The sequence below is a fragment of the Janthinobacterium sp. GW821-FHT03C10 genome (genome assembly GCF_059420865.1).
Genome location: NZ_JBWKUN010000001.1, coordinates 1572588 through 1585298, shown reverse-complemented (window position 1 = coordinate 1585298; position 12711 = coordinate 1572588). Strand labels below are relative to the sequence as shown.

The 12711-nt window shown below is 66.0% G+C and carries 10 protein-coding genes; 8 read left to right on the top strand and 2 right to left on the bottom strand.

Annotated elements, in window-relative coordinates; translation table 11 throughout:
• Positions 1-4 precede the first annotated feature (4 nt).
• On the bottom strand, positions 5-898 hold the full coding sequence (locus AC07VH_RS06795; protein WP_494788218.1) for an HTH-type transcriptional regulator ArgP: 894 nt from the start codon (positions 896-898) through the stop codon (positions 5-7).
• 130 nt (positions 899-1028) lie between these two features.
• Between AC07VH_RS06795 and AC07VH_RS06790 the strand changes: the two genes are divergently transcribed.
• The 5 genes from AC07VH_RS06790 (at position 1029) to AC07VH_RS06770 (ending at position 7497) form a co-directional block, all read left to right on the top strand.
• Positions 1029-3467, top strand: a complete 2439-nt coding sequence (locus AC07VH_RS06790) for a penicillin-binding protein 1A (protein WP_494788219.1) — start codon at positions 1029-1031, stop codon at positions 3465-3467.
• 4 nt (positions 3468-3471) lie between these two features.
• Positions 3472-4095 carry a trimeric intracellular cation channel family protein gene (locus tag AC07VH_RS06785; RefSeq protein WP_071075300.1) on the top strand — a complete coding sequence of 208 codons (624 nt, stop codon included), beginning with the start codon at positions 3472-3474 and terminating at the stop codon, positions 4093-4095.
• A 96-nt stretch (positions 4096-4191) separates the two neighbouring features.
• A complete protein-coding gene (locus tag AC07VH_RS06780) occupies positions 4192-6087 on the top strand; it encodes a beta-propeller domain-containing protein (protein ID WP_494788220.1) in 1896 nt (631 codons plus the stop codon).
• A 49-nt stretch (positions 6088-6136) separates the two neighbouring features.
• A complete protein-coding gene (locus AC07VH_RS06775) occupies positions 6137-6703 on the top strand; it encodes a sigma-70 family RNA polymerase sigma factor (RefSeq protein ID WP_494788221.1) in 567 nt (188 codons plus the stop codon).
• Positions 6700-7497 carry a hypothetical protein gene (locus AC07VH_RS06770; protein ID WP_494788222.1) on the top strand — a complete coding sequence of 266 codons (798 nt, stop codon included), beginning with the start codon at positions 6700-6702 and terminating at the stop codon, positions 7495-7497. The genes AC07VH_RS06775 and AC07VH_RS06770 overlap by 4 nt, the downstream gene beginning before the upstream one ends.
• A gap of 4 nt (positions 7498-7501) precedes the next feature.
• On the opposite strand, the gene AC07VH_RS06765 is transcribed toward AC07VH_RS06770, so the two are convergent.
• On the bottom strand, positions 7502-8647 hold the full coding sequence (locus AC07VH_RS06765) for an MFS transporter (protein ID WP_494788223.1): 1146 nt from the start codon (positions 8645-8647) through the stop codon (positions 7502-7504).
• Positions 8648-8929: 282 nt separating this feature from the next.
• Here AC07VH_RS06765 and AC07VH_RS06760 point away from each other — a divergent pair, with 282 nt between their 5' ends.
• The 3 genes from AC07VH_RS06760 to AC07VH_RS06750 are packed head-to-tail and all read left to right on the top strand — an operon-like array spanning position 8930 to position 12593.
• Positions 8930-9697 carry a gamma-glutamyl-gamma-aminobutyrate hydrolase family protein gene (locus AC07VH_RS06760; RefSeq protein ID WP_494788224.1) on the top strand — a complete coding sequence of 256 codons (768 nt, stop codon included), beginning with the start codon at positions 8930-8932 and terminating at the stop codon, positions 9695-9697.
• A 54-nt stretch (positions 9698-9751) separates the two neighbouring features.
• Complete coding sequence (locus tag AC07VH_RS06755) at positions 9752-11122, top strand: glutamine synthetase family protein (protein WP_076565894.1); 1371 nt, start codon at positions 9752-9754, stop codon at positions 11120-11122.
• Between the two features lie 10 nt (positions 11123-11132).
• Entirely contained in the window at positions 11133-12593 is a 1461-nt protein-coding gene (locus AC07VH_RS06750) for an aspartate aminotransferase family protein (RefSeq protein WP_494788225.1), read from the top strand.
• Positions 12594-12711 lie beyond the last annotated feature (118 nt).

Genomic DNA, 12711 nt, shown 5'->3' with positions numbered 1-12711 from the left:
ATAATTATTTCAAGATCTTGCGTGCCGCCGCGATGATGTGCCGCGACAGCTGCTCCATGCGCGGCGACTGCACCTTCCACGTGTGCCAGTACAGGGCCACGTCGGCCGGTGTCTTGGGCGTGAGCATTTCCACCAGCTCGCCATCCGTGTTCGCCTTCAGCAGCAATTCCGGCACCATGCCGTAGCCGAGGCCATAGCGGATGGCGTTGAAGTGCGAGGTGGCGCCCGGCACGTAATGGCAGGGGTAGGCGCCTTCGGGCAAGCCCAGCGCCTCTTGCAGGAACGACGATTGCAGGGTGTCCTTGCGCGTGTAGGCGACCACGGGCGCCGTGCGCGCCGCCTTGCGCGTCAGCCCGTGCGCAAACCACTGCTGGCGGAACGCTTGTGTGGCCACCAGCCAGTAGCGCATCACGCCCAGCGGCTCGGCCGTGCAGCCGCGCATGGCTTTGGCTTCCGTGCTGATGCAGCCGATGGCCATGCCCGTCTCCAGCAAGGTATACGTGTGGTCCTGGTCTTCCACGGTCAGGTCCAGCAGCACGCGCTCGCGTATCAGTACCTCGGACAGGGCGGGAAAGAACCAGGTGCCTATCGAGTCCGCGTTCAGCGCCAGCACTAGGGTCAGCGGGGCATCCTGCTGCACCGCCAGTTCCGCCTGCAAGTCCGCTTCCAGCAGCTTGGCCCGCTTCAGATACTGCATCAGGCGCTGGCCCATGCGCGTGGCGCGCGCGGGACGGCTGCGCACGATCAGCGCATTGCCCAGCTGGCTTTCCAGCGCCCGCACGCGCTGCGAAATGGCCGGTGACGTCAGATGCAGCCGCAACGCGGCCTGCTCGAAACTGCCCGTTTCGACGACGGCGCGGAACGCTTCCGTGTGCTTGGGATTGAGATCCATGACCACTGCCTAACATAAGAAAAATTTATCAATACTAAATAATACTTACTTTTTATAAGGATGGGTGTGTTGCAGTGCACAATGCCTCTTTGATGGAGCGCCGCGCGCGGCCTCCTGGCAGCAAGGGAATATCACCATGGAAGCACAAGCGAACGACCACACCCCCCGCAAGCCGCAGTCTAAACTGGCGCGCAAGCTGAAATTCGGCCTGGGATTGACCCTGGGCCTGGGTTTGTCCGCAGGCCTGGCGGGCGGCTGGTGGCTACGCCAGGCGTGGCAGGACTTGCCGGCCGTCGAGCACCTGGCCCAGTACAAGCCCGCGCTGCCGCTGCGCATTTTCTCCAGCGAAGGCGAGCTGCTGGCCGAGTACGGCGAAGAGCGCCGCGAGTTCCTGCCGTTGAAGGATATCCCGCTGCGCATGCGCCAGGCCCTGCTGGCCATCGAGGATGCCCGCTTCTACGAGCATGGCGCCGTGGACTTTTACGGCTTGACGCGCGCCACCCTGGCCAACGTCGTCACGGGTCACCACGCGCAGGGCGCCAGCACCATCACCATGCAGGTGGCGCGCGACTTTTTCCTGTCGCGCGAAAAGACCGTGCAGCGCAAGCTGACGGAGATGCTGCTCGCCTACAAGCTGGAACAGCACTACGGCAAGGACAAGCTGCTGGAGCTGTACATGAACCAGATCTACCTGGGCGAACGCTCCTACGGTTTTTCCGCCGCCTCGAACATCTATTTCGACAAGCCGCTGGCCGAGGTCAGCATCGCCGAAGCGGCCATGCTGGCCGGCCTGCCGAAGGCGCCGTCGGCCTACAACCCCGTCGCCAATCCGCAGCGCGCCACCGTGCGCCAGCATTACATCCTGCAGCGCATGCGCGAACTCGGTTACATCACGCCGGCCGAATACGACGCCGCCGTGGCGGAAAAACTGGCCCTGAACAAGGACCGCAACAGCTCCGTGCACGCGGCCGCGTATGCGGTCGAGGAAGCGCGTCAGCTGATCCTGCAAAGCTACCCGGAAGGCGCCTACAGCATGGGCCTGGACGTGACGACCACCATCCGCATGGCGCCGCAGCGCGCGGCCGACAAGTCGCTGCGCGATGGCTTGCTGAACGCGCAGGCGCGGCGCGGCTATCGCGGCCCGGAAGCGCGCCTGACCGCCTCCGCAGACAGCGTGGCGCGCCAGCTGGCCGCCTACCCCGACAGCGGCGAACTGCGCGCCGCCCTGGTGCGCAAGGTCGAGGCGAGCGGCAAGCGTCAGCTGACGGCGCAGCTGCGCAATGGCGACGAGATCGTGCTGACGGCATCGGATGCGCGCCTGGGCGGCAAGCTGCAGTGGGATGGCAAGCGCGCCATCGTCGAGGGCAGCGTCATCCGCGTGGTGCACGACGCGGCGAAAAAGCGCTGGCTGGTGAGCCAGCTGCCCGAGATGGAAGGCGCGCTCATTTCCGTCGAGGCGCACAGCGGCGAAATCGTCGCCATGGCGGGCGGCTTCGATTTTTACCGCAACCACTACAACCACGCCATGCAGGCCTACCGCCAGCCCGGTTCCAGTTTCAAGCCTTTCGTGTATTCGGCGGCGCTGGAAAAGGGCTATTTTCCCGGCACGGCCGTGGACGATACGCAGCGCTTGCTGCTGCCGCGGGAGACGGGCGCGCAGCCGTGGCGCCCGCGCAATTATGGCAACAACTATGAAGGCTTCATCAGCGTGCGGCGCGGCCTGGTGCGCTCGAAAAACCTGGTGGCCGTCAGCCTGATGCAGGCGGCCGGCCCCGGCTACGTGCAGCACTACGCCACGCGCTTCGGCTTCGAGGGCGCGCGCAATCCCGTCTCCCTGCCGCTGGCGCTGGGCGCGGGCGCCGTCACGCCGCTGCAGCTGGCGCAATCGTATGCCGTGTTTGCCAACGGCGGCGTGCAGATGCCGCCCAAGCTGATCAAGGAAGTGCGCAGCCGCAGCGGAGAAGTGCTGTTCAGCGATGCGGCGCCACGCGCCAAGGGCGCGCCTGCACCCGGTACGCAAGTCATCTCCACGCGCAATGCCTACGTCATGGACAGCATGCTGCGCGACGTCGTCAAGAGCGGCACGGGACGCGGCGCGCTGGCGCTGGGACGCGGCGACGCGGCCGGCAAGACGGGCACCTCGAACAATGCGTACGACGCCTGGTTCGCCGGCTATTCCTCGGGGCTCGTGTCCGTCGTCTGGCTCGGCTACGACCAGCCCAAGAGCCTGGGCAACGCCACCGGGGGGACGCTGGCGCTGCCCGTCTGGCGCGATTACATGCAGGTGGCCGTGCAGGGCCGCCGCGAACAGGTGCTGGCCGAACCGCCTGGCCTGGCCCTGCTCGATGGCGACTACGTGTATGCCGAATACCTGGCTGGCGACTGCCTGAAGGATAACTTCGCCTTTATCCACAGCAGCGTCGGCTGCGGCAGCGGCGCTGCCGATACGCGCATGGCGCACGGTGAAGCTGGCACTGGCGGCGATGGCGGCTCCGGCACGGGCACGAATGAAGCACGCACCCTGAGCGAAGCGCGCGAACGCGAACAAATTCTCAAATCATTTTCGGAAGAGTAAGACCATGCTGTTATATACGATCTACCTGGTGGCGATTGTCGCCGAAGCGATGTCCGGCGCCATCATGGGCATGCGGCGCGGCATGGACTTGTTCGGCATCTGCATGATCGGCACCGTCACGGCGCTGGGCGGCGGCACCGTGCGCGACGTGCTGCTGGGGCACTATCCGCTGGGCTGGATCGCGCATCCCGAGTACCTGCTGTTTACCATCGGCGCGGCCGTCGTCACCGCTTTTGTCGCGCGCTACCTGCACCATCTGCGCGCCATTTTCCTGCTGGTCGATGGCCTGGGCCTGGTGGCGTTTTGCGTGATCGGCTGCGACATCGCCATGTCGGCCAAGATGCACCCGGCCATCGTCGTGCTGGCGGGGATGATCACGGGCGTCTTCGGCGGCCTGCTGCGCGATATCCTGTGCAACCAGATTCCCCTGGTGCTGCAGCGCGAAGTGTATGCCACCGTGGCCCTGTTCACGGGCGCCCTGTATGTCGGCCTGCTGCACTTCAAGGTCGACAGCTCGGTGGCGCAGCTGGCGTCCATCGGCGCGGGCTTTTTGTTCCGTTTCCTGGCGTTGCATTTCGAGTGGCGCCTGCCGAATTTCAACGGCGACCGCATACGGGGTTTTGAGTAAGGTGGCAGCCGCGTGAATATTTTTGCGCGTCTTTAACCCTTTTTTCTGGGCTGCTGCGTTTCATGTTGGACACCCCAGCCAACCGGAGAAGAAGCGATGTCCAGCGCCCTCAAGATCACCTTGATACTGTCCCTGCTGCTGTCGGCAGGCAGCCACGCCGCCGGCACGGCGCCGCGCAAGACCCTGGCGCCATTCGCCAGCGAGCAAGCCTTGAGCGCCTACCTGCAGCAGCTGCAGGCGCGCCAGGCGGCGCTGCAAAGGGAGCAGCAGAAACTGCAGCGCGCCACGGCGCAGTACGCGGCGACGGCGCCCGCACCGCCGCCAGCGCCAGCGCCCATGGTGGCGAAAGCGGCGCCGGCGGCGTCGGCAGAGGCGGCCGAATCGGTCACCAATGTGCAGACGGTTGGCGTGGACGAAGGCGGCATCGTCAAGCTGCACGGCAAGCACCTGGTGATGCTCCGGCGCGGCAAGCTGTTTACCGTGCAGGTGGGGGGCAATGCCCTGCAGCCCGTCGCCTCGCTCGATGCGTTCGCGCCGGGCAGCGACCCGTCCGGCAGCTGGTATGACGAAATGCTGATCGATGGCGACACGGTGGTGGTGATCGGCTACAGCTACAGCCGTGGCGGCACGGAGATCGGCCTGTTCGACATCGGTGCGGATGGCAAGCTGGCCTACCGCGCCACGTATCATTTGCGCTCCAACGATTATTATTCCTCGCGCAATTACGCCAGTCGCCTGATCGGCGGCAAGCTGGTGTTCTATTCGCCCCTGTCGCTGAACCTGCGCCGGGGCGACCCGTTCGGCGGCTTTCCCGCGCTGCGCCGCTGGCGTTCCGACGCCGTGCCGTCCGACTTCAAGCGCATCGCGCCGGCCACGCGCATCTACCGCACCGATGAAGAGCCCGAACCAGGCTTTGGTCTGACCCTGCATACGGTCACCGTGTGCGACCTGGCGCAGCGCGACATGCGCTGCGAAGCGACCGCCGTGATGGGGCCGCAGGGGCGCGTGTTCTATGTATCGGGCGAATCCGTTTTCGTGTGGACCACGCGCCGGGGCAGTGACTCGGGCGTGTTCCGCATTCCCCTTGACGGCTCGGCGCCCAGCGCCCTGAAGGTGGCGGGGGCGCCCGTCGACCAGTTCTCGTTCCTGGAAAGCGTGGATGGCCACCTGAACGTCCTGCTGCGCGCCGAGGGCCAGGGCGACGCCATGTGGGATGGCGCAAAAGGGCGTGGCGACATGGCCTTGCTGCGCGTGCCATTGGCCACGTTTTCCGATGGCCGCGACAGCGCGCCGGCCAGCAGCTACAAGGCGCTGCCCGGTGGCGGTGGCTATGGCTTGCAGAACCGCTACGTGGGGCCGTATCTGTTGTATGGCAATCCGGGCAACGCGGGACGCCGCAAGGCCGATCAGGCCTGGCCGCGCCAGCCCCTGTATGCCGTGCGCTGGGCCGATGCGGGCAGCGTGCAAGCCTTGTCCCTGCCGCATGGCGTGGAGCGCATCGAGGCGCTGGGCAATGACGCCGTGGTGATCGGCGCGCAGGGCAGAGATCTGCACTTCAGCACCATCGGCCTGGGGGCGCAGGCGGCGGTCGCCACGCGCTACATCCGCGCCGACGCGGCGCAGGGCGAGTCGCGCAGCCACGGCTTTTTCTACAAGCCGCAAACGGCCGGCGAGGGCTTGATCGGCCTGCCCATCCTGGGCGCGGACGAGCGGCCTGGCCTCAACAAGTCGGCCGCCTCCGTCCTGTATCTGCGCAACAGCGGCTTGCGGTTGACGGAACTGGGTGCGTTGGCCGCGCGGCCTGGCCAGGCGCCGGACGACGGCTGCCGCGCGTCCTGCGTGGACTGGTACGGCAATGCGCGCCCGCTGTTCCTGCAGGGCCGGGTATTCGCCCTGCTCGGCTATGAACTGGTGGAAGGGGCGCTCAGGGATGGACAGATCCGCGAAGTACGCCGCGTCAGCTATGCGCCCATCGCGTCCACTGTACGCTGAAGGCGCAGGGAAATTGTCGCCGCCGCGTAGTTCGGCTACACTGGTCCGCATGCCCGATACCTTACTGACCGCGACGGATGAAGAACTGATGCTGCGCTACAGCGCCGGCGACCTGCCGTCGTTTCGCGAGCTGTACCGGCGCCACAGCCAGGGACTGTACCGCTTCGTGGCCTGGCGTTCGCCGCGCCGCGCGTGGGTGGACGAGATCGTCCAGGATGCGTGGGCCAGCCTGCATGCGGCACGCGCCGGCTACCAGCCGCAGGCGGCGTTTCGCACCTATCTGTACCAGATCGCGCGCAACCGCCTGATCGACCTCCTGCGCCAGCGGGAAGGACAGGAGCACGGCGACGCGGCCGAACTGCCGGACGAGGGCGCCTCGCCGCCGCAGTCGCTGGAGCAGAAACAGCAGCACGCGCGGCTGCATGCGGCCATCGCCGCGCTGCCGGCGGAACAGAAGGAAGCGCTGGTGCTGCAGCAGTTCAGCGGCATGAGCATCCTCGAGATCGCCGCGGTGACGGGGGCGGAAGCGGAAACCGTCAAGAGCCGGCTGCGCTACGCCATGCAGAAATTGCGCGCGGGCTTGGACAGCGCCGCTGGCGCGGGAGGACAGGCATGAATACGCACAATCACGACGAACCGAATGACGAGGAATTGAACGCGCTGCTGGCCAGCCTGCCGCAGCCCGCGCCTTCCAGCGCGCTCGATGCGGCCATCCTGGCCGACGCTGAAAAAGCATTGGCAAAACCCGTCGCCGCGAACGACGGCGCCGATGGCGTGCTGCGCACCTTGCCCGCCAAGAAATCGCCCGATTACCTGCAGCGCTGGCGCGTTCCGCTGGGGCTGGCCGCCGCCGTGCTGCTGACGGTAAACCTGATCGGCGTGGACTGGTTCGGCTCGAAGCCGGCGCAGTTTCCCGTGGTCGGGGAACCGCTCACGCAGGAGGTGATGCGGGAAGCCGCACCGGCCGCTGCCCCTGCGACTGCGTCCGCGCCACCACCGCCGGCGCCGCGCGCCATGGCCAAGGCGGCACCGAGGCCGCTAGCGCAGGCCGAGCCAGTACCCGCGCACGTGTCAGTACCCCTGCCTCCGCCAGCACCGCCGCCCCCTCCGGCCCCGGCAATGCGTGAGGCGATGGAGCAGCAAGCCGCCATGCAGGCTGAAGCCGGCCTGCAGCGCCAGGCGCCGGCGCAGCGCGCGCTGGCCATGCCCGCGCCCGTGGCGGCCCGCTCCGCGCCGCTGCCGCCGCCCGCAAAGCTCGACGCCTCCGTGTGGCTGGTGAAGATCGACGCCCTGCTCAAGGCGGGCGAGAGTACCCTGGCGCACGAGGAGTGGACGGCGTTCCGGCAGGCGTATCCCGACTATCCGGTGGCCGAGGAGCTGCGGCAGCGGCTGGAAAAAATACCGAAGTAGCGCTTTACACGATCCCCTTCCTGCGCTCCCACACGGCGCTGCCGACGAAAATGGCGGCGCACACCCACATCACGGCCGGCAGGGCGTTTACGCCGGCCGATTGCATCAGGACGCCCGTCAGCAGGGGACCGCCGCCGCTGGTGATACCCCAGGTGGCGTTGACGATGGCGCTGGCGCTGGTCAGCGACAGCCCCGTGAAACGCTCGCCGCATGCCACCAGCGCCAGCATGTAGATGCCGCCCGCCGCCGCGCCCAGCAACAGCAGCAAGGTCCACCACAGCCATGGCGTGCCGACGGCAAACGGCAGCAGCGGCAGCAGCAGGCAGACGGCCACGCCGCAGCCCGCGTGCACCCTGGCGCGGCCGAAGCGGTCGGCCATCCAGCCCAGCGCGAATTGCAGGCCCGTGTCGCCCACCAGCACCACGGTGGCCGACAGCAGGGCCAGGTCCGTGCCGATGCCGTGCTCCATCGCATACAGCGGCAGCAAGCTCAATGCCAGCGTGTCGAACAGGGCGAAGAAGGCGGCGCCCAGCACGATCATCGGCATGCGCGGCAGGATCAGGGTCCACTGCACGCCGTGTTCTTGCGGCTCCTTTTCCGGGCCGCTGTTCGAGATCAGCATCAGGCCCGGCACGGCCAGCAAGAACAGCAGGCCGCAGGCGGCGAAGCTCCACGCAATCTTGTCGTTGAAGAGGGCCACGAGGGCGGGACCGATCAGCTGGAAGAAAGTAAAACTGGTGGTGTACATGGCCACCACGCGGCCGCGCGAATTATCGGGCGCCAGGCGGTTGACCCACGCTTCGCCGATGGTAAACAGCACGCCCATGGCGCCGCCGAAGAGGAAGCGCAGCACGCTCCACGCCAGCAGGTGGTCGCTGAACTGCATGGCGATCGTCGCCAGCGAGGCCACCCAGACGGCGCCCAGCATGGTGGCGCGGGCGCCGAAACGCCCCACCCAGCCCGAGACGAACGGCGAGGCAGCCAGGATGCCGAGGGCGCTGACGGCCGTGATCATGCCGATGATGTCCGTGCCCACGCCGCACTGGTGCAGGGTCAGGGCGGTGAGCGGCATGGTGGCGCCCAGGCCCAGTCCCACCACGCCGATGCTGACCACGAGGGCGAAGAAGTCGCGCCACGGCATGTGCTTCATGGCTGCCCCCGCACGGTGAAAAAGGTGTTCGGGAAGGCTGAAAAACGGTGTGGATGCATGGGAAAGTAGGCAACTGTGCCTGCGGCGCTGGTGTTTGGCGCCGGACGGGCATATGATGATTTAAATAAAGGCAATATTGCAAAGCCGTAGTGTAGGCGATATGCGCCGCCGCTGGCCACGTCCATCGGTGTGGCCGCCTCTACCGGCTCTGCTGTACAGTGAAGCGAGCGGCAGCGCTGTCATGGCGCTGTCATTGGATCGTCACGCCAGCGAGGTAGCACCATGCGCCGTCCCATCGTTCTCGTTCCCGCCTGCCAGCGCCAACTGGGCAGCCACGCCTGGCACATGGCGCAGGATAAGTATCTGCACGCCGTGCTGCGCGGCGCCGGCTGCATGCCGCTGCTGCTGCCCGCGCTGGGCGCCGATGCCGACCTGGAAGCGGCGCTGCGGGTCGTCGACGGCGTCATGCTGACCGGTTCCGCCTCGAACGTCGACGCGCGCCTGTATGGCGAAGAGATCCTGCATCCCGACCTGCCGCAGGACCCCGCGCGCGACGCCACCACCTTGCCCCTGATCCGCGCCGCGCTGGCGCGCCAGTTGCCGCTGCTGGCCATCTGCCGCGGCTTCCAGGAAGTCAACGTGGCCCTGGGCGGCAGCCTGCACCAGGCCGTGCACGCGGTGTCGGGCATGATGGACCACCGCGAGAACGTGCTCGATCCCCTGGCGCGCCAGTACGCGCCCGCGCACCGCATCAAGCTGATGCCCGATGGCCTGCTGTCGCGGCTGCTGGGCGGCGAGAGCGAAATGATGGTCAATTCCCTGCATGGCCAGGGCATCGCCCGGCTGGCCGATGGCTTGCTGGTGGAAGCGCTGGCCGACGACGGCCTGGTGGAAGCGTACACGGTGGCCAGCGCCGCCGGTTTTGCCCTGGCCGTGCAATGGCACCCGGAATGGCAGGTGGAAGACAATCCGCAGTCCATGCGGCTGTTCGATGCCTTTGGCCAGGCTTGCCGGGATTACCAGGAACAGCAGCACAGAAAGACAGAATGACAGGCGCGCCGCCCGCAGCACGCGGTGTTTGATCAAGACCAGCGAGAGGGAAACATGGCAATACGCGAAAATTTCACCTATACGGATATGGATTTGTGGCTCAATGAAAAGCGCGTCACGGAAATCGAATGCCTGGTCCCCGACTTGACGGGCGTGGCGCGGGGGAAGATCCTGCCGCGCGGGAAATTCACCCAGGAGCGCGGCATGCGCATCCCGGAGGCGGTACTGGGCATGACGGTGACGGGCAATTATCCGGTCGACGATGGAGGCTATGACCGCGCCATTTCCAGCACCGACCGCGACATGATTTTAAAGGCCGATCCCACCACCATCACCATGGTGCCCTGGGCTACGGACCCCACCGCGCAAGTCATCCACGACTGCTATTTTGCCGATGGCGCGCTGGTCGATTTTGCTCCCCGCTCCGTGCTAAGGCGCGTGCTGAAACTGTATGCGGACAAGGGCTGGAAACCCGTGGTGGCGCCGGAGCTGGAGTTCTATCTGACGGCGAAGAACACGGACCCCGACTTGCCATTGAAACCGCCCATCGGGCGCAGCGGCCGGGCCGAGACGAGCCGCCAGGTGTACAGCATCGACGCCGTCAACGAATTCGACCCGCTGTTCGAGGATATCTACGATTACTGCGAACTGATGAACCTTGACGTCGATACCCTGATCCACGAAATCGGCGCGGGGCAGATGGAAATCAACTTCCTGCACGGCGATCCGCTGGGCCTGGCCGACAAGGTCTTCTTCTTCAAGCGCACCCTGCGCGAAGCGGCGTTAAAACACGATATGTACGCCACCTTCATGGCCAAGCCCATGGCGGGCGAACCGGGTTCCGCCATGCACGTGCACCAGAGCGTGACGGATGCGAAGACGGGCCTGAACATCTTCAGCAACGAGGACGGTTCGGCCGCGCCCATCTTCAAGCATTACATCGCGGGCCTGCAGCGCTACATGCCGTCGGCCATGGCCATCGTCGCGCCCTACGTGAACTCCTACCGCCGCATCGTGCGCCACACGGCCGCGCCGATCAACATCCAGTGGGGCCTGGACAACCGCACGGTGGGCTTCCGCGTGCCCGAGTCGGGCGTGCAGGACCGCCGCGTGGAAAACCGCATCATCGGCGCCGACGCGAATCCCTACCTGGCCCTGGCCGTCACCCTGGCCTGCGGCTACCTGGGCATGACGGAGCAGCTGGAAGCGACGCCGATGATGGTGGGCAGCGCCTACGACATGAAGTTCGAGCTGCCGCAAGGCTTGCCCGAAGCCCTGCAGTTGCTGCGCGCGGAAGACAAGCTGCGCACGGTGCTGGGCGAACGCTTCATCGACGTGTATGCGGCCATCAAGGATCTGGAGCACCAGGAATTCATGACCGTCATCAGTCCGTGGGAGCGCGAACATCTCTTGCTGCACGTATAAAGGATCACCTATGAGCACATCCAATAATCCGCTGGCGCCGAGCGCCGCTTTTGTAGCCTCCGTGGCGCAGAAAAACGCGGCGCCGCAGGTCTACGATACGGCCGCCATCCAGAAAATGGACTCGGCCCACTACCTGCATCCGTTCACCGATTTCCAGGACCTGGCAAGCAAGGGCGCCAGGGTGATGGTGCGCGGCGACGGCGTCTACCTGTGGGATAGCCAGGGCAAGAAGATCGTCGACGGCATGTCGGGCCTGTGGTGCGTCAACGTGGGCTACGGCCGCACGTCGATCTCGCAAGCTGTGTACCGGCAAATGGAAACGCTGCCCTTCTATAACAGCTTCTTTGGCACGACGAACGTGCCGGCCGCGCAGCTGGCGGCCAAGCTGGCGCAGATATCGCCGCCGCAGTTCCAGCATGTGTTCTTCACCAGTTCCGGCTCGGAAGGCAACGACACGAATGTGCGCATGGTGCGCCGCTACTGGGATATCCTCGGCTACAAGGAGCGCCACACCATCATCAGCCGCCACAACGCGTATCACGGCAGCACGGTGGCGGGAGCATCGCTGGGCGGCATGGACGGCATGCATGCGCAGGGCGGCTTGCCGATACCGGGCATCGCGCATATCGGCCAGCCCAATTACCTGGAGTCGGGCCACGGCTTGACTCCGGAAGCCTTCGGCCTGAAGGCGGCTGGCTGGCTGGAAGACAAGATCCTCGAAATCGGCGCCGACAAGGTTGCCGCCTTCATCGGCGAACCGGTGCAGGGCGCCGGCGGCGTCATCATCCCGCCCTCCACCTACTGGCCCGAAATCCAGCGCATCTGCGACAAGTACGGCATCTTGCTCATCGCCGATGAAGTCATCTGCGGCTTCGGCCGCCTGGGGCGCTGGTTCGGCTCCGAGCTGTTCGGCATCAAGCCCGACCTGATTACCTTTGCCAAGGGCGTCACCTCGGGCTACGTGCCCCTGGGCGGCGTGCTGGTGGGCGACAGGGTGGCCAAGGTATTGATCGAGCGGGGCGGCGAATTCACGCATGGTTTCACGTATTCCGGTCACCCCGTCGCCTGCGCGGCCGCGCTGGAAAACATCCGCATCATCGAGGAAGAGCAGCTGGTGGCCAAGGTGGCCGACGACACGGGACCGTACCTGAAGCAGTGCTTCGCCAGCCTGGGCGAGCATCCGCTGGTCGGCTATGCGGACAGCTGCGGCCTGGTCGCGGGCCTGAACCTGGTGCGCCGCAAGGGCGCCACCGTGCACGACAACGAGCTGTTCGACGAGGGCCAGGGCGTGGGCATGATCTGCCGCGGCCATATGTTCGACAACGGCGTCATCATGCGCGCCGTGGGCGAACGCATGATCGTCGCCCCGCCCCTGGTCATGACGCGCGCGCAGATCGATGAGATGGTGGCGCTGATACGGCTGTGCCTGGACAAGACGTATGACGAGGTGAAGGCGAAGGGCTGGGTGTAGGTTTTTGCCCCATTTTGCCGCCATCTGCGTATTTTTTGGACCGCAATGGCGGCAGTTCCGCTAAACTTCCATCCTGGCCGCTCCTGTAGTGGCCAGTTTTTCATTTTGACACCCTCTT

Excerpts from the sequence above, each read along its gene's own strand:
- AC07VH_RS06790 (WP_494788219.1), top strand. The coding sequence starts at position 1,029 with ATGGAAGCACAAGCGAACGACCACACCCCCCGCAAGCCGCAGTCTAAA.
- AC07VH_RS06785 (WP_071075300.1), top strand. The coding sequence starts at position 3,472 with ATGCTGTTATATACGATCTACCTGGTGGCGATTGTCGCCGAAGCGATG.
- AC07VH_RS06780 (WP_494788220.1), top strand. The coding sequence starts at position 4,192 with ATGTCCAGCGCCCTCAAGATCACCTTGATACTGTCCCTGCTGCTGTCG.
- AC07VH_RS06775 (WP_494788221.1), top strand. The coding sequence starts at position 6,137 with ATGCCCGATACCTTACTGACCGCGACGGATGAAGAACTGATGCTGCGC.
- AC07VH_RS06770 (WP_494788222.1), top strand. The coding sequence starts at position 6,700 with ATGAATACGCACAATCACGACGAACCGAATGACGAGGAATTGAACGCG.
- AC07VH_RS06765 (WP_494788223.1), bottom strand. The coding sequence starts at position 8,647 with ATGAAGCACATGCCGTGGCGCGACTTCTTCGCCCTCGTGGTCAGCATC.
- AC07VH_RS06760 (WP_494788224.1), top strand. The coding sequence starts at position 8,930 with ATGCGCCGTCCCATCGTTCTCGTTCCCGCCTGCCAGCGCCAACTGGGC.
- AC07VH_RS06755 (WP_076565894.1), top strand. The coding sequence starts at position 9,752 with ATGGCAATACGCGAAAATTTCACCTATACGGATATGGATTTGTGGCTC.
- AC07VH_RS06750 (WP_494788225.1), top strand. The coding sequence starts at position 11,133 with ATGAGCACATCCAATAATCCGCTGGCGCCGAGCGCCGCTTTTGTAGCC.